The sequence below is a fragment of the Leclercia sp. AS011 genome (assembly GCF_037152535.1).
Lineage (GTDB): Bacteria > Pseudomonadota > Gammaproteobacteria > Enterobacterales > Enterobacteriaceae > Enterobacter.
Map to the genome: position 1 here is coordinate 1,734,430 of NZ_JBBCMA010000001.1, position 23,384 is coordinate 1,757,813.

Annotated in this window: 22 protein-coding genes; 3 read left to right on the plus strand and 19 right to left on the minus strand. The window is 56.9% G+C overall.

The genetic code is table 11. From position 1 onward, the window contains the following. The 9 genes from pabC to yceD form a co-directional block, all read right to left on the minus strand. On the minus strand, positions 1-810 hold the full coding sequence (pabC, locus tag WFO70_RS08240; protein WP_337015580.1) for an aminodeoxychorismate lyase: 810 nt from the start codon (positions 808-810) through the stop codon (positions 1-3). A gap of 142 nt (positions 811-952) precedes the next feature. Further along, complete coding sequence (gene fabF, locus WFO70_RS08245; protein ID WP_166182149.1) at positions 953-2,194, minus strand: beta-ketoacyl-ACP synthase II; 1,242 nt, start codon at positions 2,192-2,194, stop codon at positions 953-955. Between the two features lie 91 nt (positions 2,195-2,285). After that, positions 2,286-2,522, minus strand: a complete 237-nt coding sequence (gene acpP / locus WFO70_RS08250; RefSeq protein ID WP_003857954.1) for an acyl carrier protein — start codon at positions 2,520-2,522, stop codon at positions 2,286-2,288. 154 nt (positions 2,523-2,676) lie between these two features. Beyond that, a complete protein-coding gene (gene fabG, locus WFO70_RS08255; protein WP_032617552.1) occupies positions 2,677-3,411 on the minus strand; it encodes a 3-oxoacyl-ACP reductase FabG in 735 nt (244 codons plus the stop codon). Between the two features lie 13 nt (positions 3,412-3,424). Further along, positions 3,425-4,354 carry an ACP S-malonyltransferase gene (gene fabD / locus WFO70_RS08260; protein ID WP_337015581.1) on the minus strand — a complete coding sequence of 310 codons (930 nt, stop codon included), beginning with the start codon at positions 4,352-4,354 and terminating at the stop codon, positions 3,425-3,427. Positions 4,355-4,369: 15 nt separating this feature from the next. After that, positions 4,370-5,323 carry a beta-ketoacyl-ACP synthase III gene (locus tag WFO70_RS08265; protein ID WP_312743643.1) on the minus strand — a complete coding sequence of 318 codons (954 nt, stop codon included), beginning with the start codon at positions 5,321-5,323 and terminating at the stop codon, positions 4,370-4,372. Positions 5,324-5,329: 6 nt separating this feature from the next. Next, positions 5,330-6,364: a phosphate acyltransferase PlsX gene (gene plsX / locus WFO70_RS08270; protein ID WP_337015582.1), complete on the minus strand. Its 1,035-nt coding sequence runs from the start codon at positions 6,362-6,364 to the stop codon at positions 5,330-5,332. Positions 6,365-6,443: 79 nt separating this feature from the next. Beyond that, complete coding sequence (rpmF, locus tag WFO70_RS08275) at positions 6,444-6,617, minus strand: 50S ribosomal protein L32 (RefSeq protein WP_003857964.1); 174 nt, start codon at positions 6,615-6,617, stop codon at positions 6,444-6,446. Positions 6,618-6,633: 16 nt separating this feature from the next. Beyond that, complete coding sequence (gene yceD, locus WFO70_RS08280) at positions 6,634-7,155, minus strand: 23S rRNA accumulation protein YceD (RefSeq protein ID WP_032617547.1); 522 nt, start codon at positions 7,153-7,155, stop codon at positions 6,634-6,636. Positions 7,156-7,296: 141 nt separating this feature from the next. Here yceD and WFO70_RS08285 point away from each other — a divergent pair, with 141 nt between their 5' ends. Continuing rightward, positions 7,297-7,881 carry a Maf family protein gene (locus tag WFO70_RS08285; RefSeq protein WP_337015583.1) on the plus strand — a complete coding sequence of 195 codons (585 nt, stop codon included), beginning with the start codon at positions 7,297-7,299 and terminating at the stop codon, positions 7,879-7,881. Positions 7,882-7,960: 79 nt separating this feature from the next. Here WFO70_RS08285 and rluC read toward each other — a convergent pair whose 3' ends face one another. Beyond that, positions 7,961-8,911 (minus strand): 23S rRNA pseudouridine(955/2504/2580) synthase RluC, encoded by a 951-nt coding sequence (gene rluC, locus WFO70_RS08290; RefSeq protein WP_333850090.1) that lies wholly within the window; start codon positions 8,909-8,911, stop codon positions 7,961-7,963. 571 nt (positions 8,912-9,482) lie between these two features. On the opposite strand from rluC, the gene rne reads away from it, so the two are divergent. Further along, a complete protein-coding gene (rne, locus tag WFO70_RS08295; protein ID WP_337015584.1) occupies positions 9,483-12,656 on the plus strand; it encodes a ribonuclease E in 3,174 nt (1,057 codons plus the stop codon). Between the two features lie 41 nt (positions 12,657-12,697). Here rne and WFO70_RS08300 read toward each other — a convergent pair whose 3' ends face one another. Then, positions 12,698-13,636 (minus strand): LysR family transcriptional regulator, encoded by a 939-nt coding sequence (locus WFO70_RS08300; RefSeq protein ID WP_337015585.1) that lies wholly within the window; start codon positions 13,634-13,636, stop codon positions 12,698-12,700. Between the two features lie 109 nt (positions 13,637-13,745). Here WFO70_RS08300 and WFO70_RS08305 point away from each other — a divergent pair, with 109 nt between their 5' ends. After that, positions 13,746-14,960, plus strand: coding sequence for an MFS transporter (locus tag WFO70_RS08305; protein WP_337015586.1), 1,215 nt, complete (start codon positions 13,746-13,748; stop codon positions 14,958-14,960). An 81-nt stretch (positions 14,961-15,041) separates the two neighbouring features. Here the strand turns inward: WFO70_RS08305 and flgL are convergent, their stop codons facing one another. The 8 genes from flgL to flgE form a co-directional block, all read right to left on the minus strand. Then, the gene (gene flgL / locus WFO70_RS08310; RefSeq protein WP_337015587.1) at positions 15,042-15,995 is read right to left on the minus strand and encodes a flagellar hook-associated protein FlgL; all 954 of its coding nucleotides are present in this window, start codon (positions 15,993-15,995) and stop codon (positions 15,042-15,044) included. 14 nt (positions 15,996-16,009) lie between these two features. Then, entirely contained in the window at positions 16,010-17,656 is a 1,647-nt protein-coding gene (flgK, locus tag WFO70_RS08315; RefSeq protein ID WP_337015588.1) for a flagellar hook-associated protein FlgK, read from the minus strand. A 75-nt stretch (positions 17,657-17,731) separates the two neighbouring features. Further along, the gene (flgJ, locus tag WFO70_RS08320; protein WP_337015589.1) at positions 17,732-18,685 is read right to left on the minus strand and encodes a flagellar assembly peptidoglycan hydrolase FlgJ; all 954 of its coding nucleotides are present in this window, start codon (positions 18,683-18,685) and stop codon (positions 17,732-17,734) included. After that, positions 18,685-19,782, minus strand: a complete 1,098-nt coding sequence (locus tag WFO70_RS08325) for a flagellar basal body P-ring protein FlgI (RefSeq protein WP_337015590.1) — start codon at positions 19,780-19,782, stop codon at positions 18,685-18,687. The genes flgJ and WFO70_RS08325 overlap by 1 nt, the downstream gene beginning before the upstream one ends. Positions 19,783-19,794: 12 nt before the next feature. Then, entirely contained in the window at positions 19,795-20,493 is a 699-nt protein-coding gene (gene flgH, locus WFO70_RS08330; RefSeq protein WP_312743675.1) for a flagellar basal body L-ring protein FlgH, read from the minus strand. A gap of 57 nt (positions 20,494-20,550) precedes the next feature. After that, a complete protein-coding gene (flgG, locus tag WFO70_RS08335) occupies positions 20,551-21,333 on the minus strand; it encodes a flagellar basal-body rod protein FlgG (RefSeq protein ID WP_032617536.1) in 783 nt (260 codons plus the stop codon). A gap of 11 nt (positions 21,334-21,344) precedes the next feature. Beyond that, a complete protein-coding gene (locus tag WFO70_RS08340) occupies positions 21,345-22,100 on the minus strand; it encodes a flagellar basal body rod protein FlgF (RefSeq protein WP_337015592.1) in 756 nt (251 codons plus the stop codon). Positions 22,101-22,120: 20 nt separating this feature from the next. Next, positions 22,121-23,383, minus strand: coding sequence for a flagellar hook protein FlgE (gene flgE / locus WFO70_RS08345; RefSeq protein WP_337015593.1), 1,263 nt, complete (start codon positions 23,381-23,383; stop codon positions 22,121-22,123). Position 23,384: the final 1 nt, after the last annotated feature.

The following is a 23,384-nucleotide window of genomic DNA, read 5'->3' on the forward strand; positions in this document are numbered from 1 at the left end:
CTATCTGCTTTGCTCACACAGAGGGGCTAAGAATGCGTATAACTCACGCGATGAAAAACGTTGAGAACCGTACTGGCGAACCGGCACGACGGGCATCAGCGCATTGCAGACGACCATCTCGTCCACCTCAGCCAGTGCAGCCTCAGAGGCATGCACTTCGGCAACGCGGTACCCGGAGTGTGCCAGCTGCTGAAGACAAAACTGGCGCATCAGGCCGATGACGCCAGCCTGATCCAGCCGGGGAGTGAAAACCTCGTTACCCTGACGCCAGAATAAATTCGCGGCACAGCATTCCGTAATCACCCCTTCGCTGTCAAGAACCAGCGCCTCGTTAGCCTGGGTCTGTTCGAGATGGGTGCGGATCAGCACCTGTTCAAGTCGGTTAAGGTGTTTTATCCCTGCCAGCTGCGGGTTACGTCCCAGCCGTACCGGGCTTAGGGCCAGCACAATGCCTTCGCGACGCCAGCCTTCATAATGGGCGGGATACGCCGATACCGAAAGGAGTCGAACCGGATGCAGGCAGTTCGCTGCGCTGTAACCTCTGCCGCCGCTTCCCCGACTGATAATGACTTTCAGTACGCCACTCTCGTTTCCCCGGACAAGCGCGATCATTTCGCGCTCTAATTCGGCCCACTCAACAAAGGGAATGAGCAGTTTTTCACAGGCTTTCTGCAAGCGTTGCAGATGGGCATCCAGCAGACAGACCTGGCCCGCAGCAATACGCGCCGTGGTGAAGCAGCCGTCACCAAACTGAACAGCCCTGTCGCTCGCCGGGAGCGTTTCCTGGGGTATGCCATTGATCAAGAACATGATGGCTCCTTTTAAAGGGGCGAATAGTCTGGCAGGAAGGCGAGCCGCGGACAAGGGAATAAAACCGAATAAAAAAGGCCCGACAAGCGGACCTTTTTTATCAATGTGCCGGGAAGATGTTAAACCGCCCCGGCTGTCAGCCTCAGACCTTTTTAAAGATCAGAGAGCCGTTGGTGCCACCAAAGCCGAAGGAGTTACACAGGGTGTACTCCAGGCCGCTGACCTGACGCGCTTCGTGCGGAACGAAGTCCAGATCGCAACCGTCATCCGGGTTATCCAGGTTGATGGTTGGCGGAACAGCCTGATCGCGCAGCGCAAGGATGGAGTAGATGGATTCTACTGCACCCGCCGCACCCAACAGGTGTCCGGTCATGGATTTAGTGGAGCTGACCATCACGCGGCGGGCCGCATCGCCAAACACAGACTTAACCGCCTGCGCTTCAGCTTTGTCGCCTGCTGGCGTGGAAGTACCGTGCGCATTCACATAGCCAATCTGGCCCGGTTCGATACCCGCATCGCGGATCGCGTTAACCATTGCCAGCGCAGCACCTGCCCCGTCTTCCGGCGGAGAAGTCATGTGATAAGCGTCGCTGCTCATGCCGAAACCAATGATTTCTGCATAGATTTTTGCGCCACGTTTCTTCGCATGCTCGTACTCTTCCAACACGACCATACCTGCACCGTCACCCAGCACGAAACCATCACGGTCTTTATCCCACGGACGGCTTGCCGCCTGCGGATTATCGTTGCGGGTAGACAGAGCGCGCGCTGCGCCGAAACCGCCGACACCCAGTGGGGTACTGGCTTTTTCTGCGCCGCCTGCCACCATTGCATCGGCATCGCCGTAGGCGATGATACGCGCCGCCTGGCCGATGTTATGCACACCGGACGTACAGGCAGTGGCAATCGAGATGCTTGGACCACGCAGGCCAAACATGATGGTCAGGTGACCTGCCACCATGTTAACAATCGTTGACGGAACGAAGAACGGGCTAATTTTACGTGGACCACCATTTACCAGAGAGGTATGGTTTTCCTCAATCAGGCCAAGACCACCAATCCCGGAGCCAATAGCGGCGCCAATACGGGTTGCGTTCTCTTCCGTAATTTCAAGGCCAGAATCCTGCATGGCCTGAACGCCAGCGACAATTCCATATTGAATGAAGGCATCCATCTTGCGCTGTTCTTTGCGCGAGATGATCTCTTCACAGTTAAAATCCTTTACTAAGCCAGCAAATTTCGTTGCATAGGCGCTAGTATCGAAATGGTCGATTAGGCTGATGCCACTCTGACCGGCAAGGAGAGCGTTCCAGGTAGACTCTACGGTATTGCCGACAGGAGATAACATGCCAAGTCCGGTCACAACTACACGACGCTTAGACACGCTTGTCCTCCAGGGAGGGATAAAAAAAGAAAATCGAGGGACTACAAAAGAAAAAACACAGGCGGTCGAATGACCGCCTGGAGATGCTCACTTACGCCTGGTGACCGTTGATGTAATCAATGGCAGCCTGAACGGTGGTGATTTTCTCAGCTTCTTCGTCCGGAATCTCAGTATCAAACTCTTCTTCCAGAGCCATTACCAGCTCAACGGTGTCAAGAGAATCTGCGCCCAGGTCTTCAACGAAGGAAGCGGAGTTCACAACTTCTTCCTGCTTAACGCCCAGCTGTTCGCCGATAATTTTCTTAACGCGTTCTTCGATAGTGCTCATACTCTTAAATTTCCTATCAAAACTCGCTTTCGCGATGGTTTTCGTAGTGTATAAAATGTTGAAAAATTTGCAACTAAATCCCGGCAGGTCTTACCACGATTTTACGTTATTTTGAGGCCATTCGCCCTAATAACGCAAATATTTTCTATCGTGATTAAACCATATACATCCCGCCATTGACGTGGAGAGTTTCACCAGTGATGTAACTCGCTTCGTCAGAGGCTAAAAATGCAACCGCGCTGGCGATTTCTTTAGGGTCGCCTAAACGACCCGCCGGAACTGCCGCCAGCGTACCCGCACGCTGCTCATCGGTCAGCGCACGCGTCATGTCCGTTTCAATAAAGCCCGGAGCAACAACGTTTACAGTAATTCCGCGGGACGCAACTTCGCGCGCCAGCGACTTACTGAAACCGATCAGACCTGCTTTCGCCGCAGCGTAGTTAGCCTGACCAGCATTTCCCATGGTACCAACCACAGAACCGATAGTGATAATACGCCCATGACGCTTCTTCATCATAGCTCGCATTACCGCTTTTGACAGACGGAACACAGATGACAGGTTGGTTTCGAGAATATCGCTCCACTCATCATCTTTCATTCGCATCAATAAGTTGTCGCGAGTGATTCCGGCATTATTGACCAGAATATCCACTTCGCCAAATTCTGCGCGAATATTTCCCAGAACAGATTCGATAGATGCAGGATCGGTCACATTCAACATCAGACCTTTACCGTTCGCACCCAGGTACTCGCTGATCGCCTGCGCGCCGCTTTCGCTGGTCGCGGTGCCGATCACTTTCGCGCCACGCGCGACAAGGGTTTCAGCGATAGCACGGCCAATACCGCGGCTTGCACCAGTAACCAGTGCGATTTTTCCTTCAAAACTCATGGTGTTCCTCTTTTTACTGCGCGAGTGCCGCTGACAGGGCTTCCGGCTCATTAATGGCCGATGCGGTCAGGGTATCAACAATACGTTTGGTCAGACCGGTGAGGACTTTACCCGGGCCCACTTCATATAAATGTTCCACGCCCTGGGACGCCATAAACTCAACGGTTTTGGTCCACTGAACCGGGCTGTACAGCTGACGAACCAGCGCATGGCGGATAGCCTCTGGCGCGGTTTCGCACTGCACATCAACGTTATTCACCACCGCAATGGCTGGTGCGTTGAAGGTAATTTTTTCCAGCTCTACCGCCAGCTTCTCGGCAGCCGGTTTCATCAGCGCGCAGTGCGAGGGTACGCTCACCGGCAGCGGCAGCGCACGTTTAGCACCTGCAGCTTTACAGGCTGCGCCTGCACGTTCAACCGCTTCTTTATGACCGGCGATAACCACCTGGCCCGGCGAGTTGAAATTTACCGGAGAGACCACCTGACCTTCTGCAGATTCTTCACAGGCTTTGGCGATAGAAGCATCATCCAGACCAATAATGGCCGACATGCCGCCGGTGCCTTCCGGCACCGCTTCCTGCATAAATTTGCCGCGCAGTTCAACCAGACGCACGGCATCAGCAAACGCAATCACCCCTGCGCAAACCAGCGCAGAGTATTCACCCAGGCTGTGACCGGCCAACAGCGCTGGCGTTTTGCCGCCCTGCTGCTGCCATACGCGCCACAGTGCGACCGATGCGGTCAGCAGTGCAGGCTGGGTCTGCCAGGTTTTATTCAGCTCTTCGGCGGGCCCCTGCTGGGTCAGCGCCCAAAGATCGTAGCCCAGGGCGTCCGACGCTTCACGGAAGGTCTCTTCGATGACCGGATACTGCTCCGCTAAGCCGGACAACATTCCAACGGCCTGAGAACCCTGACCGGGGAACACAAAAGCAAATTGCGTCATTTTTTTATCCTTATACTAGAAACGAACCAGCGCAGAACCCCAGGTGAAACCGCCCCCGAAGGCTTCGAGCAAGACCAGTTGGCCTCGTTGAATTCGTCCATCGCGCACCGCTTCGTCAAACGCGCAGGGCACGGATGCTGCAGACGTGTTGCCATGACGATCCAGCGTCACCACAACGTTATCCATAGACATGCCGAGTTTCTTCGCCGTGGCGCTAATAATGCGCAGGTTCGCCTGATGCGGCACCAGCCAGTCAAGGGCGGAACGCTCGAGGTTGTTCGCTTCCAGCGTCTCGTCAACGATGTGCGCCAGCTCGGTTACCGCCACTTTGAAGACTTCGTTACCGGCCATGGTCAGGTAGATTGCATTGTCCGGATTAACACGATCGGCGTTTGGCAGCGTCAACAGCTCGCCGTAGCTACCGTCCGCATGTAAATGCGTTGAGATGATGCCCGGCTCTTCAGATTGCCCTAACAGGACAGCCCCGGCACCGTCACCAAAAATAATGATGGTTCCGCGATCGGTTGGATCGCAGGTACGTGCCAGCACATCAGCACCGATAACCAGCGCATTTTTAACGGCGCCAGATTTCACGTACTGATCGGCAATGCTCAGCGCATAGGTAAAGCCTGCGCAGGCAGCGGCAACGTCAAACGCCGGGCAGCCTTTAATGCCCAGCATATTCTGCACCTGGCACGCGGCGCTTGGGAAAGCATGCGTCGCAGAGGTGGTCGCAACGATAATCAGGCCAATGTCGTTTTTATCGACACCCGCCATTTCCAGCGCGCGCTGGGCGGCTTCATAGCCCATGGTGGAAACTGTTTCATCTGGCGCGGCAATACGACGTTCGCGGATACCTGTACGCGTGACGATCCACTCGTCAGAGGTATCGACCATTTTTTCCAGATCGGCGTTGGTTCGCACTTGCTTTGGCAGATAGCTGCCGGTACCTAAAATCTTCGTATACATGTACGCTCAGTCACTTTTTGCTAATACAGATCCCAGGCGAGCGGCAATCCGCTGTGGGACTTGTCGCTGCACCGCCTGCACTGCCTGTTCAATCGCGACGGCAAACGCTCGCTGATTGGCCGCACCGTGACTCTTAATCACAATGCCGCGCAATCCTAACAGACAGGCGCCATTATACTGGTCGGGGTTGAGGTGACTGAATCGCCGCGTCAGGCTCTTTTGTAACCAACGCTTCAATATAATCAGCCACCATGACCGTTTTTTACCCTCTCCCTGCGATTTAAGCAGAGAAAGAAACATTCTCACCACCCCTTCCATGGTTTTTAATGTAACGTTTCCTGTAAACCCGTCACACACCAGTACATCCGTTTTTCCGGTCAATAATTCGTTGGCTTCGAGATATCCAATATAGTTGATGGATGGCTCATTTTTTAGCCGCTCGGCCGCCTCACGGATGCTGTCGAGACCTTTGGTCTCTTCCTCGCCGATATTCAGCAAAGCCACGCGGGGACGCGAGATCCCCACCACTTCCTCTGCCAGCACCGAGCCCATGACGGCGAACTGCGCCAGCATAACACTGTCGCAGTCGACGTTAGCGCCTAAATCCAGCACCACCGTTTTGCCCTTTTGCTGGTGCGGCAGTACCGTGACCAGCGCCGGGCGCTCAATACCCTCAAGAGGTTTAAGCAGTAATTTTGCCAGCCCCATCAGCGCGCCGGTATTGCCAGCGCTAACGCACGCCTGGGCGCGCCCTTCTTTTACCAGCTCCAGCGCAATGCGCATTGAGCTTCCGCGGCTGCTACGGATCGCCTGTGAGGCGCGGGCATCACTGGCAATAACTGACTGGGCAGGAATAATCTGCAGACGTGAACGTTGTTCGAAGTCAGCTTTTGCAAGTAATGGCGTGATTGTGTCGGGATTGCCGACTAACAGGAGAGTGAGTTGCGAATTAGAGTTCAGTGCCTGCAATGCTGCAGGCACTGTCACGGAAGGGCCAAAATCTCCCCCCATGACATCTAACGCCAGGGTTAGACGTGTCAAGGTATCGTCGCAGCCTGGTTCGGTATATCCCCGTTTGCACGGGGAAACCCTCACTAAGCCTAATCACGCAAACGCGTGATTACTTAGTGATAACCTTGCGGCCGCGGTAGAAACCGTCAGCGGTGATGTGGTGACGCAGGTGTTTTTCACCAGAAGTCTTGTCTACAGACAGGCTGGTAACTGCAGTCAGCGCGTCATGGGAACGACGCATGCCACGTTTGGAACGGGTTGGTTTATTCTGTTGTACGGCCATGGACCTTACTCCTTAATTACTTACGCTTTAAACTGGCTAATACGGCAAATGGATTTGGTTTTTGCGCTTCATCAGGCAGTTCCCCAAAGACCATGTCCGCCTCGGACACTTCACAGTGTTCAGAATCATGCACCGGAACTACAGGCAAGGTGAGGATGATTTCATCTTCAACCAGCGCCAGCAGATCGATTTCACCGAATTCGTTAACCTCAATCGGCTCATACGCTTCCGGGAGTGCTTCAGCCTGTTCGTCTGAACGAACCGGACTAAAACAATATGTTGTGTGAACATGAAGTGGGAACGGTTTCCCGCAACGCTGACACTCGAGCGTGACCGACACCTTTGCATCACCGGTAATAACGGCAAGGCGCTGGGGATCGATTTCGAACGACATGGAGCATTCCACATCACTGTCCACACTGACTACGGATTCGGCGATACGCTCAGCCTGATCACGAGTATAGATACCTTCGTAATCAAGGCGTTTTTGAGCCGTACGAACCGGATCAAGAGTCAGGGGTAATTTTACCTTTTGCATAGGGCGCGCATATTAACTTTGTAACGTCATAGAGTCAAAGAAAAAGGCAACCTCAGGCTGCCTTTTGCCATTTATTCGCACACATTGCGGCCCGTAGTTTAAAATGGCTGGCATCGATACGCTATATCTGGTGAAAAAAATATGCCAAATCTCATTCTCGCCTCCACGTCACCCTACCGCCGCGTGTTGCTGGAAAAGTTGGGCGTCCCCTTCGAATGCGCCGCGCCGGACGTGGATGAAAGCCCACAGCCCGGGGAGTCGCCACGCCATCTGGTGGTCCGTCTGGCTCAGGAAAAGGCGAAAAGTCTGGCTGCGCGATTCCCTGACCACTTAATTATAGGTTCCGATCAGGTTTGCGTCCTGGATGGAATGATTACCGGAAAACCGCACACCGAAGAGAATGCCCGCCAGCAGCTGCTGAAAGCGCGCGGCAGTATCGTCACCTTCTACACCGGCCTGGCTCTTTATAATTCGTCTACGGGCCATTTACAGACGGAATGCGAACCCTTTGACGTCCACTTCCGCCATCTCAGCGAGCAGGAAATTGACGATTACGTGCGAAAAGAGCGGCCGTTAAACTGCGCAGGCAGCTTTAAGAGCGAAGGGTTGGGGATTGCGTTGTTTGACCGGCTGGACGGGCGGGATCCGAATACGCTGGTGGGATTACCGCTGATTGCGCTGTGCCAGATGCTGCGTCGGGAGCATTACAATCCGTTGATGGCGTAGCCATTTGCTTTGCCCGGCGGCGCTACGCTTGCACGGGCCTACGGCTTTGTAGGCCGGGTAAGCGCAGCGCCACCCGGCATTAATTTCCGCGCAGAACTTTCAGACAGCGCTTCAGCTGTTCGTCCAGCGGGGCTTCGATACGCATCACCTCACCGGTACCCGGATGGGTAAACTTCAGCGCGGCGGCATGCAGGAACAGACGTGATAAGCCCGTACCGGCCAGCTGTTTATCAAACTCACGATCACCATAGCGATCGTCAAAGGCGATAGGATGGCCCGCATGCTGCGTGTGAACGCGGATCTGGTGGGTACGCCCGGTTACCGGGCTGCAGCGCACCAGGGTGGCGAATTCATACCGCTCTTCCACCTTAAACCGGGTTTCAGAGGGTTTACCTTCCTGGCTCACGCGAACGATACGCTCACCGCTTTGCAGAATATTTTTCAGCAGCGGCGCCTGTACTACTTTGACATGGGACTGCCACTGTCCACGCACCAGCGCGAGGTAGTCCTTCTGCATTCCTTTCTCACGCAGCTGTTCATGCAGCGAACGCAGCGCCGAACGCTTTTTGGCAACCAGCAGAACGCCGGAGGTGTCGCGGTCAAGACGATGGACCAGCTCCAGGAAGCGGGCTTCCGGGCGCAGCGCGCGCAGGCCTTCAATCACGCCGAAGCTCAAACCACTACCGCCGTGTACGGCGGTGCCTGAGGGTTTGTTGAGCACCAGAATATGATCGTCTTCATATAAAATCACATTCGTCAGCGCCGCGACTTTATTCAGATGCGGCGACACCGCCTCTTCTTCCCGCTCGGCAACGCGCACGGGCGGAATGCGCACTTCATCACCCGCTTCAAGTTTGTATTCAGGTTTGATGCGCTTCTTATTAACCCGTACCTCACCCTTACGCAGGATGCGATAAATCATGCTCTTTGGCACACCCTTCAGTTGGGTGCGCAAAAAGTTGTCGATGCGTTGCCCCGCTTCATCTTCGGTGATGGCAACCATTTTTACGGCTGGAGTCTCTGTTTTCATGGGGGGCGATTCTAATTATCGCCAGCCATTAGCGCCACTCATTTTTCTATGCTTATATTTACCTTTACCCGGTCAGGGTTTCGTTCACGCAATCGATTTGGTGGTTATTAAACCAATCCTTCGAAGGAAGTGAAAAAACTGTGAGTAACCGGGTGATAATTGGTAAAAGTCATCTTGCTATAACCCGGTTAGCAATGGAATAATGCTGCTGTTTTCCGTGTTAAATCCTGGTTAAGCAAGGATATCGACGGAATGACCAATTTTGTCTGACCGATCATCCACGCAGCAATGGCGTAAGACGTATTGATCTTTCAGACAGTTAGCGGGCTGCGGGTTGCAGTACTTACCGGTAAATGGAATCTTCTCTGGAGAGTTTTACCCAGGCTATTCCCCTGATAATCGCGCTGTATTTCCGTATGAAATACAGGCAACCGACACTTTGCGCCTCTTAAGCGAGCGACAACCGTGAGGTTGGCGACGTGAAAAGACACGAGGCCATCGGTTCATACCCCGGAAAGCGTCACCTTGCCCGCAGCTTAGTCGTCAATGTAAGAATAATGAGTAAGTTACGATGAAAAGAATGTTAATCAACGCAACTCAGCAAGAAGAGTTGCGTGTCGCCCTTGTGGATGGGCAGCGTCTGTACGATCTGGATATCGAAAGTCCTGGACACGAACAGAAAAAAGCGAACATTTACAAAGGCAAAATCACCCGCATTGAACCCAGCCTTGAAGCCGCATTTGTTGACTACGGTGCCGAGCGTCATGGTTTCCTCCCCCTGAAAGAGATCGCTCGCGAATACTTCCCTTCTAACTATAACGCCCATGGCCGCCCGAACATCAAAGATGTGCTGCGTGAAGGCCAGGAAGTTATTGTTCAGATCGATAAAGAAGAGCGTGGCAACAAGGGTGCCGCACTGACCACCTTTATCAGTCTGGCAGGCAGCTATCTGGTACTGATGCCGAACAACCCGCGTGCGGGCGGTATCTCTCGCCGGATTGAAGGCGACGATCGTACCGAGCTGAAAGAAGCGCTGGCCAGTCTTGAACTGCCCGACGGCATGGGTCTGATTGTCCGTACCGCAGGCGTAGGCAAATCTGCCGAAGCGCTGCAGTGGGACCTCGGCTTCCGCCTGAAGCACTGGGAAGCGATTCAGAAAGCCGCTGAAAGCCGCCCTGCTCCATTCCTGATCCACCAGGAAAGCAACGTCATCGTGCGTGCCTTCCGTGACTACCTGCGTCAGGACATCGGTGAAATTCTGATTGATAACCCGAAAGTGCTTGAGCTGGCTCGCCAGCACATTGCCGCGCTGGGTCGTCCTGATTTCACCAGCAAAATCAAACTGTACACCGGTGAAATCCCGCTGTTCAGCCACTACCAGATCGAATCTCAGATTGAATCCGCCTTCCAGCGTGAAGTTCGTCTGCCGTCCGGCGGCTCTATCGTTATCGACAGCACCGAGGCGCTGACCGCCATCGACATCAACTCCGCGCGTGCTACCCGCGGCGGTGATATCGAAGAAACGGCGTTCAACACCAACCTCGAAGCGGCCGATGAGATTGCCCGTCAGCTGCGTCTGCGTGACCTCGGCGGCCTGATCGTTATCGACTTCATCGATATGACGCCAGTCCGTCACCAGCGCGCGGTGGAAAACCGTCTGCGTGAAGCGGTACGTCAGGATCGTGCGCGTATCCAGATCAGCCACATCTCCCGTTTTGGTCTGCTGGAGATGTCCCGTCAGCGTCTGAGCCCGTCCCTCGGTGAATCCAGCCACCACGTCTGCCCACGCTGTAGCGGCACCGGCACCGTGCGTGACAACGAATCTCTGGCGCTCTCTATCCTGCGTCTGATTGAAGAAGAAGCGCTGAAAGAGAACACCAAAGAAGTCCACGCCATTGTGCCTGTGCCGGTTGCCTCCTACCTGCTGAACGAAAAACGTGCTGCGGTTAGTGCTATCGAAGCGCGTCTGAGCGGCGTGCGCTGTGTGATCGTCCCTAACGACCAGATGCAAACCCCGCACTACTCTGTGCTGCGCGTGCGTAAAGGCGAAGAGACATCCACCCTGAGCTACATGCTGCCGAAGCTGCATGAAGAGGAGATGGCCCTGCCTTCCGACGAAGAGTACGCCGAGCGTAAGCTTCCGGAACAGCCAGCCCTGGCCGCGTTTGTGATGCCAGAAGCGCCACCTGCCCCAGCGCAGGAGACCGTGGTCGCCAAACCGGCAGCAGCTAAACCTGCGGCAGAAGTCAGCCAATCTGCTGAACAGCCTGGCCTGCTGAGCCGCTTCTTCAGCGCGCTGAAGAAAATGTTTGCTGGCGAAGAGCCACAACCAGCCCCGGCACCGGTTGAGAAGAAAGAAGAGAAACAGGAGCGTTCACCGGATCGTCGTAAACGTCAGAACAACCGTCGTGACCGCAACGAGCGCCGCGATAACCGTTCCGAAAATAACGAAGGTCGTGAAGGCAGCGAAAGCCGCGACAATCGCGAGAGCCGTGATAATCGCGATAACCGCGAAGGGCGTGAGCGCCGTGAAGGTCGTGACGATAACCGTCGCAACCGTCGCGAGAAGCCGCAGCAGAACGCGGAAGAGCGCGAAACTCGCCAGCCGGTCAGCGAAGAGGCTGACAAAGGCAGACAGCGTGATGAGCAACAGCCACGCCGCGAGCGCAACCGTCGTCGTAATGATGACAAGCGCCAGGCGCAGCAGGAAGTTAAAGCGCTGAATCGCGAAGAAGAGACCGTGCAGGATGCCGATCAGGAAGAACGCGTTCAGGTCATGCCGCGCCGTAAGCAGCGCCAGCTGAACCAGAAAGTGCGTTTCGAGTCTCAGACCGAAGAAGCAGCAGTTGAAATCGCAGCACCTCAGATTGAACCAGCCCAGAGCACCGAGCTGGCGAAAGTTGACCTGCCTGCGGTTATCGAAACGGCACCTGAGCAGGAAGAGACCGGTGAAGGCCGTGACAACGCAGGTATGCCGCGTCGTTCACGTCGCTCCCCACGTCATCTGCGCGTGAGCGGTCAGCGTCGTCGTCGTTATCGTGACGAGCGTTACCCGCTGCAGTCGCCGATGCCGCTGGCTATCGCCTGTGCATCGCCAGAAATGGCCTCTGGTAAAGCCTGGATCCGTTATCCGGTTGCCCGTCCTCAGGAGCAGCAGTTTGACGAGCAGAACGTTGCTGTCGACGCGGTTGCCCCGGTAGCGCCAGTCGTTGATGAGGTTATCACCGAGGCGGCGGCAGTGGTTATCCCTGAACCGCAGGTTGTTGAAGTCGAAACTTCACATCCGGAAGTGATTGCCGCGCCTGTGACAGAACAGCCGCAGATTATCGCTCCTGAAGATGCCGTCGTCGCGGAACAGGTTGTGGAAGACGCTAAGGCTGCTGAGCCGGTGGAAATCACCGAGGAAGCCGTTGAACCTCAGCCGGTAGTGGAAGTTGAAGTGGAAACTGAAGTTCAGCCTGAAGTTGAAATTGACGTTGAACCTGTTGCGGAAGAGAAACCTGAAGTCGCTGAAGTCAAAGCGCCGGAAGTGAAGCCAGCACCAGCCGTTCAGGTTAACCCAGAACTTCACCACGCCACTGCGCCAATGACCCGCGCCCCGGCACCGGAATATGTTCCGGAAGCCCCACGTCACAGCGACTGGGTACGCCCGGCGTTTGATTTCGACGGCAAAGGCTCTGCAGGCGGTCACAGCGCCACGCACCAGGCAACAGCGCCTGCTACGCGCCCGCAGCCAGCTGAATAAGCCCGCTTAAGCGCAAAAGCCGACCTCCGGGTCGGCTTTTTTTATGGCTTCTGTCCCGGCCTGCGCATCCCGGCGATTGCAGGCATCACCTCTCGCATCATCTCCAGAAAACGGCGCAGACGTGCCGGATAGTAGCGTGACCACGGATAGACCAGATGCACCGGCAACGCGGCCGGCTGCCAGTCGGGCAGCAGGTGCACTAGCCTGCCTTCACGGATATCGGCTTCTACCGTCCAGCTTGATACCACCGCCACCCCCAGCCCGGTCAATGCGCTTTTCCGCGCCACGTACAGGCTGTCGGTGCTCAGCCGGGGCGAGATTGCCACCCGCAGCGGTTGCGGTGCACCTGAGTGGAATAGCTCCACGTGCTGGCGATAAAAGGTATTCAGTGCCACCCAGGGCAGCGCAGAGAGATCCTCTGGCTTCCCGACCGGGTCATGGCGGGCGAGCAACTCGGGAGAGGCAACAATACAGCGCGGCACCTCGGCCAGTAATACCGACACCGTGCCCGGGTCGATCTCCGCCCCCACCCGGATAGCGCAGTCGATATTGTCACTCAGAAAATCGGCTGAACGATCGTTGAGCATCCACTCTACGTTGAGGCGTGGATAGCGCAGCAAAAATGCCGTTAATGGCTCCAGCAGCTGCTCCTGCCCGAAGGCGTGGGGGGCGCGAACACGGAGCACGCCCACGGGTTCATCTTCCGTCTGCCCGACTTCATCTTCCAGCGCATGCCAGCTGTCGATCACCCGACGGGCATGCTGGTAGCAGCGTTCGCCGTCGTCGGTCAGCTTCATGGCATGGGTGGTACGCAGGATCAGACGCACGCCGAGCAGCGTCTCCAGCGACTGCAGGCGACGGCTCACGGTAGCCTGGGTAGTGGCCATCTGCACGGCGGCGGCGGAAAGAGAGCCTGTCTCAATGATGCGCACAAAAGTTCGCATCAGTTCGACCCTGTCTATACGCTCTGAACGCTTCATGATCTATCCGTTTATACGTTACACGTATAAGTGTTTTAACACTGCGCCTGCTACCACCGCAAGCCGGGCTGGTAAAGAATAGCGACACACCCGAAATGAGGAACTGCATATGAACACCAGCCCATTAACCCCAGCCGTCAGCCGTTGGGTCATTTTTATCCTCGCCATTGGCGCCGGATTTAGCGTTGCTTCTATCTATTATGCCCAGCCGCTGCTGCCGCTGATGGGTGCCGATCTGCATCTCAGCATTGAAGGGATGGGGATGGTGCCGACGCTGACTCAGGCAGGTTATGCGCTGGGGATCCTGTTCCTTCTGCCGCTGGGCGATCGCTATGACCGCCGCACCCTGATAGTGGTAAAAAGTATCGCTCTGGCGGGGCTGCTGCTGGCCTGTAGCCTGACGGGGCAGATCCACTCTCTGCTGCTGGTCAGCCTGCTGATTGGGATGGCGGCCACCATGGCGCAGGATATCGTTCCGGCGGCGGCAATTCTTGCCCCGGCAGGTAAACAGGGGAAAACCGTCGGGACGGTGATGACCGGCCTGCTGCTGGGGATCCTTCTCTCCCGTACGGTGAGCGGCGTGGTCGGTGAAGCCTTCGGCTGGCGCGTGATGTATCAGCTGGCAGCAGTAAGCATTGCGATCCTGGCCGCCGTGATGTGGTTGATTTTACCCCGCTTCGCGGTTCCGTCGAACCTGCGTTATCCGGAATTGATGCGTTCCATGGCGCACCTGTGGCGTCGTTATCCGGCGCTGCGTCGTGCCGCGCTGGCGCAGGGCTTCCTCTCTGTCGCCTTCAGCGCCTTCTGGTCTACCCTGGCGGTGATGCTGATGGAACACTATCAGCTGGGTAGCGCCGTCGCCGGTGGGTACGGCATTGCCGGTGCCGCAGGTGCCCTGGCCGCCCCGCTGGCGGGCGGTCTGGCCGATAAACTCGGTGCCGGTAAAGTCACCCAGCTCGGTGCCGCCCTGGTGACCATCTCCTTTGCCCTGATGTTCCTGATGCCCGCCCTCGGCGTACAGGGGCAGTTGGTCCTGATTGCGATCTCTGCGGTAGGTTTTGATCTCGGCCTGCAATCAAGCCTGGTCGCCCATCAGAATCTGGTTTACGGTCTGGAGCCGCAGGCTCGGGGGCGTCTGAACGCTCTGCTCTTCACCGGCGTGTTTATCGGGATGGCGCTGGGTTCCGCGCTCGGTAGTCAGCTGTATACGATGGCAGGCTGGCCGGGTGTGATTGCCCTGGCGACGGTTACGGCAGCCATCGCGCTGGTTATCCGTCTGGCAGAAAGCGCCCGCACCAGCAGCGCAGTTGTGCAGAATTCCTGATAAAAAAAAGCCCAATCCGTGAGAACGGATTGGGCATACGGAACATAACCAGTTTCAAGTCATGTCCAAAGGTCAAACCTGTTACTTATTCAGCTGGAACAGAGACATACCCTGCATATCGCTGAACGCTTTGTAGGATGCCTGAAGTGCAGCCTGCTGCATGGTGTAGGAAGAGATCGCCGCGTTCCAGTCAACGTCTACGAGATCGCTCATCTGCTGGGTCTGGCCTAACGCACGATCGCTGCCCAGCGTATCGAGGGCATCGAGTTCGGTCAGTTTGGTCCCCAGGTCAGCACGTACGGTCAGGACGTTATCCAGCGAGTTACGCAAGCCGCGGTTCGCCTTATCGATATCCAGATTCAACTGGTCCATCTTATCCTGATCGTCACTGACTGGCGTATTCAGCGCGGCAATGGCGTTATCGATAATTTTAAACAGATTCTTTTCCGGGGTAGAACCATCCGGCTCTGGCACAGCATTGCTGGTAAAGGATTCAAACACTTCACTACCGGTATGACTGATCTGCATGTTACGCGCGGAATCGACCTGCTGTCTGATAGGCGTGTCGCCGCCGTTATATTTGGCGGTCGCTTCATCAAACGCCGGGGCGTCCGTTTTATAACCGGCAAAAATATAGCGTCCGTTACCGTCGGTACTGTTTGCCAGGTTGACCAGCTGATCGCGGATACCCTGCAGATCGGTAGCAAGGGAGCTACGGTCGTTGTCGCTCAGGGAGCCGTTACCGGCAGAGATAATTTTATCCTGCGCCGATTGCACCGCCTTGGTCACTTGACTCAGCACGCTCTCCTCCAGTCCTACTCGCTGAGAGGCGAAAGAGCGCGCCAGCGTGTACTGGCTGTTCTGCGACTGCGCCTGCGACAACACCACCGCCTGCGAGGCGGCGATCGGGTCGTCAGACGGACGGTTGACACGTTTACCGGTGGACATCTGCTCACCGTAACTCAGCCACTTGCTCTGGGAATCGGTGATCCCACGCATGTTCTGCTGATACATCATCTGGGTGCTAATACGCATCGTTGACCTCAGCTTTAGCGAATATTAATTATTGCGTCGAAGAGCGTGCTGGCGGTTTGCAGCACCTGGGCATTGGCCAGGTAGTACTGCTGGAAACGCTGCAGGTTGCCGTACTCTTCGTCGAGGTTAACCCCGGAGATCGACTGCTGCTGGTTGCTCAGCTGCGTCGTCACGTTTGCCTGGGTAGTGCTGCTGGTTTTCAGCGTCGCCGTTTTGCTGCCGACGGTACTCACCAGAGAGGCATAGGCATCGTTAAAGGTTTTGTTGCCGCCAACCACTTTGCTGTTCTGCAGATCCAGCAGCGCCTGACCGTTGCGGTTATCACTTTCACCGCCCGTCGCGTCAGAGGCCAGCGCCAGTTTTGACTCATCGCTGATGGCCAGATCCATATTGACAATGGCACTGGCGACAGGCTTAACGATAAAGCTGTCTTTATTTTTCGCCGCGCCCGATACGTTGACCGTCAGGCCATCGAAGGAGAGATTACCGCTGCCGTCATCGGTGGCGGTGATCGTGGTTTTATCGGAGAGGCGGGTGATCTTCCAGCTGGAGCCATCAAACTCCATCTTGTAATCAGTCGCCTGCACTTTGCTGTAGTTGGCCATGTCAACTTTCGCAGTCACGGCAGCCGAGCCCGTATTTTTGCTGTTGGCCAGTACCGCAGGTGCACCGATATCAAATAATTTTTCGCCGGCCTCGCCATCTGCGTCAAAGCCTTTTGCGTGCTGGGTATTCATCGCGTTAGCAAAAGAGAGCGCCAGCTGGTTCAGGGTGTTACGCGCAGCGTCGAGCTCTTCGGTACGGAAGGTCAACATGCCGCCCAGCGAACCGCTGGTCAGCAGTTTTTCCGGGATCTCAACCGGGCCAGAGGTGCCATCAACAAAGGCCACCGTGGTACGGGATGGATCGGCGCTGGATTTTACCGCCGCCAGCTGGTTGGAGGTGCTGCCCTGGACCAGGTTGTAGCCGTTGCCGAAGGAGACGTTATAGGTGCCGCCGTCCTGGACAGAGACTTCGACGCCCACGATCTGGTTCAGCTCGCTCACCAGCTGGTCGCGCTGATCGAGCAGGTTGTTCGGGGAAGCCCCTGCACCCACGCCGGTCAGACGGGAAATCTGATCGTTCAGGTTGGCAATCTGTTTGGCGTAGTTGTTGATCTGGTCAACGCTGGTGCCGATCGCGATGTTGATCTGCTTATCCTGATCGCGCAGATACTGATCGTTCACCTTAAACTGGTTCACCAGGCCATCGGCCTTGCCCAGCACCGTCTGGCGCGCTGCCGGATCTTCGGCATTGCTGACCAGGGTCTGCAGGCTGCTGAAGAAGTCCTGCATGGTGGTCGCCAGGCTGTTGGTGCTGCCGGACAGCACGTCGTCAATTTTGGACATCTGCTGGTAGCGGGTGGTTAGGGCGCTGCTCTGGTTCTGCGCAGCGCGCAGCTGGTTGGTAATGAATGAATCATATTCGCGCTGTACCCCGGAGACATACACGCCGTTGCCAACCCAACCGCCGCCTGTCAGGGTGCTATTTGAGGCGCTCAGCACCGTCGTCTGACGGGTATAGCCCGTCACGTTGTAGCTTGAAATGTTATTACTGGCGGTATTCAGCGCAGCCTGTGCCGCACTGAGGCCACTCATGGCGCTGTTGATCAAACTGGACATGGGGGTTCCTTTTATACTTTCAGACACGAGTCCTGCTGGAGATTATCGGCAGCCCCCAGCCGGACTTGAGAACTTTCAGAACAGATTTTCGATATCGTTGCTGTAGGCTTTGCTGACTTTCTCACCCATCGCTTTGAGTTGCTGGATCATGCTGGTCAGCTTGCGGGCATACTGCGGATCGGTCGCGTAGCCTGCGTTCTGCAACGCCTGGGCACCCTGCTCTGCCGTCGCCGCCTGGGTCACTGCCGCGTAGCGCGGGTTGCGGCTCAACACACCGACATAGTCTGAAAGCGCTTCCAGATAGGAGCTGTAGACGCGGAACTTCGCTTTAACTTTCTTCGCCTCACCGTTTTCATATTCAGTGGTGGTGATCTCGGTGGTTGGCCCTTTCCAGCTTCCCGTCGCCTTCACGCCAAAGATGTTGAAGCTTGGCTCGCCATTCTCCCGACGGATCTGCCGTTGCCCCCAGCCAGATTCCAGCGCCGCCTGGGCCAGAATCAGGTGATGCGGCACCCCGCTCTGCTGGCTGGCAAGACGCGCCGGCAGCGAGAGCTGGGCCAGGAAGTCTTTGCTGTCCCCGGTGAGCGGTTCATCGTTACTTTCTGGTGCTTTCGGTACCGCTTTACGCACCATCTGGGTCAGGGCCTGGTTTTGATAGCTGGTCACCTTTTCCAGATCGAACTTCATCGGTACCTGCTGCGGTGCCTCTTCCGGCGGCACGCCCTGGGCGGCCGCCATCTGCTTTACGATCACATCGGCCAACCCGAGCCCTTTACCGGAGGTCATCTGCTGCGCAATCTGCTGGTCATACATGCTGGTGTACAGACGCGTTGAGTCGCTGCTGAAGATGCCGTCTTTCGGCAGCGCCTCACGCATGCTTTTCAGCATCATCTGGACAAACATCCCTTCCACCTGGCGGGCCACCGGGCGGATGTTACCCGCCGGATCTTTGCCCGCTTTGGCTTTCAGGTCGTTGAGCGACTGGGTATCCCAGGCCGCGCTGCTCAGCAGTTTGCTATCGGTCAGCATCAGATAATTTCCAGTTTGGCGCGCAGGCAGCCTGCACTCTGCATCGATTGCAGAATCGACATCAGATCGATCGGGGTCGCGCCCAGCGCGTTCAGCGCCCGCACCACGTTGTTCAGGTTGGCGCTGGAGCGCACGCTCTGCAGCGAGCCGCCGCTCTGACGCATATCAATCTGGGTCTGCGGCGTTACCACGGTCTCCCCGCCGCCAAACGGCGTATCCGGCTGGCTGACGTTAGCCGAGCGGTTGACGGTGACCGACAGGTTGCCCTGCGCCACGGCGCAGTTATCCAGGGTCACTTCACGGTTCATCACCACCGACCCGGTACGGGAGTTGATGATCACTTTGGCATCCTGCGGCGTGACGTTCACTTCCATATTCTGGATATCCGCCAGCAGGCGAACCTGGTTGCTGCCTCCGGAGGAAACGCGGATCTGCACGGTGCGGGCATCCAGCGCCGTGGCGCTGCCATAGCCGCGGCCGCGGTTAATGGTGTCCGCGATCTGCTGCGCCATCGTGAAATCGTCCTGGTTCAGCTGCAGGTTGATGGTGTTGCCGGACCCGAACTGGGTTGGCAGTTCACGCTCAATGATCGCCCCGTTGGTGATACGCCCGCCGTTAAGCTGGTTAACCTGCACGCTGCTGCCGCCTGCGGAGGCACCCGCCCCGCCGACCAGAATGTTACCCTGCGCGAGGGCGTAGACCTGGCTGTCGACGCCTTTCAGCGGGGTCATCAGCAGCGTACCGCCACGCAGGCTTTTAGCGTTACCCATGGAGGAGACCACCACGTCGATGGTCTGCCCCTGGCGGGAGAATGCCGGGTAGGAGGCGGTAACCATAACCGCCGCCACGTTTTTCAGCTGCATGTTGGTGCCGGCCGGCACCGTGATGCCGAGCTGGGAGAGCATGTTGTTCAGGCTCTGGGTGGTGAACGGGGTCTGGGTCGTCTGGTCACCCGTGCCGTCCAGCCCGACCACCAGGCCGTAGCCGATCAGGGAGTTTTCTCGTACGCCCTGAACGCTTGTGAGATCGCGGATACGGTCGGCCTGGGCAACGGTTGCCACCAGCACCAACAGGATCCCGAAGAGGGATTTGCACATAGGTCGCCTCGCTTACATCGGAGATAAATTAAGGAAGAAACGCTGCAACCAGCCCATATTCTGCGCTTCATTGATGTAGCCGTTACCGACGTACTCGATGCGCGCATCCGCCACCTGGGTGGACGGTACGGTATTGGAGCCGCTGATGGTGCGAGGGTTAACCACACCCGAGAAGCGAATGAACTCAGTGCCCTGATTAATGGCGATCTGTTTTTCACCCACGACATGTAAATTGCCGTTCGCCAGCACCTGGTCGACGGTAACCGTCAGGGTGCCGCTAAAGGTGTTGCTGGCATTGGCGCCGCCTTTACCGTTAAAGGAGTTGCCGCCAGAAGCCTCGGCATCGGCGCGAGCATTACCGAAGAGACCTTCGAGGTAACGCGGCACGGTATCGAAGCCAAAATTGGTTTTCCCGTCCCGGCTGGCATTCGCTGACGAGCTCTTGCTGGCGCTGACGTTTTCCTGGAGCTGGATGGTCAGCGTATCGCCGATATTGCGCGGGCGACGGTCTTCAAACATCGGCTGATAACCGTAGTTAATCGGCTGCGCTGTCTGGAAAATAGAGCCATTCGCGACCGGCGTCGGGCCAGGAATGGGTTGGGCGGAAGTCGCACCCTGCACCAGAGGTTGAGACGGAACCCATGCGCAACCGGTGAGGGTAACGGCCAGAAGGGTCACTATCGGATAACGAATCGCCGCGAGTTTTTGCATTGCCTTCATCTTCGAAAACAGGGAGCCGGTGCGGCGCGAACCGCACCGGACTACACCTTAGAGTTGCGTCAGTTTCTGCAGCATCTGGTCGGTCGTCGACACTGCTTTACTGTTAATTTCGTACGCGCGCTGAACCTGGATCATATTCACCAGCTCTTCCGCGACGTTGACGTTTGAGGTTTCCACATACCCCTGATACAGCAGACCTGAACCGTTCAGACCCGGCGTGCTCTCATTCGGCGCACCGGAGGACTGGGTTTCGATGTACAGGTTCTCACCGATGCTTTCCAGACCGGTGTCGTTCATGAAGGTGGTCAGGTTAAGCTGGCCGACCTGCACCGGCGCGGCCTGACCCTGCTGGGTCACGCTCACGATCCCGTCACGCCCGATGGTAATGCTCAGGGCGTTAGCCGGAATGGTGATCGCCGGCTGCACCTGGAAACCGCCCGCCGTCACCAGCTGACCGTTCTGATCCACCTGGAACGAGCCGTCACGGGTGTAGGCAGAGGTTCCGTCAGGCAGCTGCACCTGGAAGAAGCCCTGGCCTTTGATCGCCACGTCTTTGCTGTTGTTGGTCTGGGACAGGTTGCCCTGGCTGTGCAGACGCTCGGTAGCCACCGGACGAACACCGGTACCGATCTGCAGACCGGATGGCAGCGTGGTCTGTTCAGACGACTGCGCACCCGGCTGGCGGATGGTCTGGTAAAGCAAATCTTCGAAAACCGCACGCTGACGTTTAAACCCATTGGTGCTCACGTTCGCCAGGTTGTTGGCGATGACATCCATATTGGTTTGCTGCGCGTCGAGGCCGGTTTTCGCGATCCATAAAGAACTGATCATAGGGTGTCCTGTTAACTCATTGACAGCAGCTGGTTGGCGCGACCGGCGTTTTCATCAACGCTGGAGATCACCTTCATCTGCATTTCAAAACGGCGCGCGCTGGCGATCATGTCGGTCATCGCCGCCACTGGCTTAACGTTACTGCCTTCCAGCACGCCAGACATGACGCGAATGCTGGGGTCGGCCTGTAAGGTCGCGCCACGGGTGGCCTGCGCCGCCTGGGTCAGACGGAACATACCGTCATCGCCACGCTGCACTTCAAAACCTTCGGCTTTGACCAGCTTCAGGCGGCCAACCGGTGCCACGGTGTTCGGCGGATCGCCGGGGTTCAGGGCCGAAATGGTCCCGTCAGCCGCGATGGTGATCTCCGAGCCTTCCGGCACGGTGATCGGGCCGCCTTCGCCGATAACCGGATGTCCCTGGATGGTCAGTTGCCCGACTGCATCCACCTGGATGTTGCCGTTACGGGTGTAGCCTTCGCTGCCGTCGGCGGTTTCTACTGCCAGCCAGCCGTCCTGCTGCAGCGCCACGTCAAGCGGGCGCGAGGTGTAGTCCATCTGCCCTGGCGTCATGTCGGCACCCGGCGTGGACGCAGTGACCAGCGTACGCGTCGGCAGGGAGAGTCCTTCCACCGGGACGGCGCGCATCGCGTTGAGCTGTGCGCGGAAACCCGGCGTCGATGCGTTCGCCAGGTTACTGGCGGTGACGGCCTGCTGATTGAGCGTCTGACTGGCAGCGCCCATCGCGGTATATATTGCGTGATCCATTAAGCTATCCCGTCAGCCTGTTAGCGGAGGTTAACCAGCGTGTTGAGGATCTGATCCTGGGTTTTGATGGTCTGCGCGTTCGACTGATAGTTACGCTGCGCGACGATCATATTGACCAGCTCTTTACTCAGGTCGACGTTGGAGGCTTCCAGCGCGCCGTTGGTCAGGGTACCGAAGTTACCGGAACCGGCGGTGCCCAGCAGCGCCACGCCCGAAGACTGGGTAGCGGACCAGACGTTGTTCCCTTCCGACTGCAGGCCTTCGTTGTTGGCGAAGTTCGCCATCACGATCTGACCCAGCACCTGGTTTTGTTCGTTGGAGTAGTTACCAACCACGGTACCGTCATCGTTGATCTGATAGCTCACCAGGTCGCCCGGCTTGTAGCCGTTCTGGTTGGTGGCGACGATGTTGTTCGCCCCGGTGTTCTGCTGCATGGAGTTCAGGAAGCTCAGGTTGAACGTTACCGCGTCCGCGCCACTCAGCGGATCGGTGGTAACGTTGATAGCCGCGTTGGCATTTGCGGTGGTGCTCAACGTACCGGCGGCATCGTAGTTGTAAACGCCTTCCAGGTTACCGTTGGGGTCGAAGCTCATCTGCGCCGCTTTGGTGATCTTGCCGTTCGCTACGCTGCCATCCTGGGTATAGAGATCCCACTTGTTGTCTGCCGTTTTCACGTAGTAGACATACATGTTGTGGGCGTTACCCTGGTTGTCGTAAACGGTGATGGTGCCTTTCTTGTTGAAGCTGTCTGAATCCGGGTTCAGGTTGGTCGCGTCAAACGCAATGGCCGGCACGCTGTCGGTGGAGTTCAGGTTGATCTGCTGCGCGGCAGTGCTGGTCGCTTTGGCCGACATCAGGGTGTTTGGAATGTTGATCGGCTGCGGGTTGGCACCGGTCTGCACCGTTGGCGGGCTACCTGCTGCCGGATAGCCGGTCAGCTGCAGACCCTGCATGTTCACCAGGTTGCGGTTTTCGTCCATGCTGAACTGGCCGTTACGGCTGTAGTAGACCGCACCGTTGCTGTCGAGCATACGGAAGAAGCCGTTCTGGCTGATGGCCACATCCAGGCCACGCCCGGTGTTGGTGGTGGTACCGTCTGAAAAGTCCTGGGTGATCCCGGCGACTTTTACGCCCAGACCCACTTTGGAACCGGCGAACATATCCGCGAACGACGCGCTACCGGACTTAAAGCCATAGGTCGCGGAGTTGGCAATGTTGTTACCAATGACGTCGAGGTTAGTGGCTGCAGCATTCAGGCCGCTGACCGCTTGTGAAAAGGCCATG

Excerpts from the sequence above, each read along its gene's own strand:
- yceD (WP_032617547.1), bottom strand. The coding sequence starts at position 7,155 with ATGCAAAAGGTAAAATTACCCCTGACTCTTGATCCGGTTCGTACGGCT.
- flgE (WP_337015593.1), bottom strand. The coding sequence starts at position 23,383 with ATGGCCTTTTCACAAGCGGTCAGCGGCCTGAATGCTGCAGCCACTAAC.
- flgJ (WP_337015589.1), bottom strand. The coding sequence starts at position 18,685 with ATGCTGACCGATAGCAAACTGCTGAGCAGCGCGGCCTGGGATACCCAG.
- flgG (WP_032617536.1), bottom strand. The coding sequence starts at position 21,333 with ATGATCAGTTCTTTATGGATCGCGAAAACCGGCCTCGACGCGCAGCAA.
- WFO70_RS08265 (WP_312743643.1), bottom strand. The coding sequence starts at position 5,323 with ATGTATACGAAGATTTTAGGTACCGGCAGCTATCTGCCAAAGCAAGTG.
- WFO70_RS08300 (WP_337015585.1), bottom strand. The coding sequence starts at position 13,636 with ATGAAGCGTTCAGAGCGTATAGACAGGGTCGAACTGATGCGAACTTTT.
- WFO70_RS08340 (WP_337015592.1), bottom strand. The coding sequence starts at position 22,100 with ATGGATCACGCAATATATACCGCGATGGGCGCTGCCAGTCAGACGCTC.
- rpmF (WP_003857964.1), bottom strand. The coding sequence starts at position 6,617 with ATGGCCGTACAACAGAATAAACCAACCCGTTCCAAACGTGGCATGCGT.
- flgH (WP_312743675.1), bottom strand. The coding sequence starts at position 20,493 with ATGCAAAAACTCGCGGCGATTCGTTATCCGATAGTGACCCTTCTGGCC.
- WFO70_RS08305 (WP_337015586.1), top strand. The coding sequence starts at position 13,746 with ATGAACACCAGCCCATTAACCCCAGCCGTCAGCCGTTGGGTCATTTTT.
- fabD (WP_337015581.1), bottom strand. The coding sequence starts at position 4,354 with ATGACGCAATTTGCTTTTGTGTTCCCCGGTCAGGGTTCTCAGGCCGTT.
- rne (WP_337015584.1), top strand. The coding sequence starts at position 9,483 with ATGAAAAGAATGTTAATCAACGCAACTCAGCAAGAAGAGTTGCGTGTC.
- flgL (WP_337015587.1), bottom strand. The coding sequence starts at position 15,995 with ATGCGTATTAGCACCCAGATGATGTATCAGCAGAACATGCGTGGGATC.
- acpP (WP_003857954.1), bottom strand. The coding sequence starts at position 2,522 with ATGAGCACTATCGAAGAACGCGTTAAGAAAATTATCGGCGAACAGCTG.
- WFO70_RS08285 (WP_337015583.1), top strand. The coding sequence starts at position 7,297 with ATGCCAAATCTCATTCTCGCCTCCACGTCACCCTACCGCCGCGTGTTG.
- flgK (WP_337015588.1), bottom strand. The coding sequence starts at position 17,656 with ATGTCCAGTTTGATCAACAGCGCCATGAGTGGCCTCAGTGCGGCACAG.
- WFO70_RS08325 (WP_337015590.1), bottom strand. The coding sequence starts at position 19,782 with ATGTGCAAATCCCTCTTCGGGATCCTGTTGGTGCTGGTGGCAACCGTT.
- rluC (WP_333850090.1), bottom strand. The coding sequence starts at position 8,911 with ATGAAAACAGAGACTCCAGCCGTAAAAATGGTTGCCATCACCGAAGAT.
- pabC (WP_337015580.1), bottom strand. The coding sequence starts at position 810 with ATGTTCTTGATCAATGGCATACCCCAGGAAACGCTCCCGGCGAGCGAC.
- fabG (WP_032617552.1), bottom strand. The coding sequence starts at position 3,411 with ATGAGTTTTGAAGGAAAAATCGCACTGGTTACTGGTGCAAGCCGCGGT.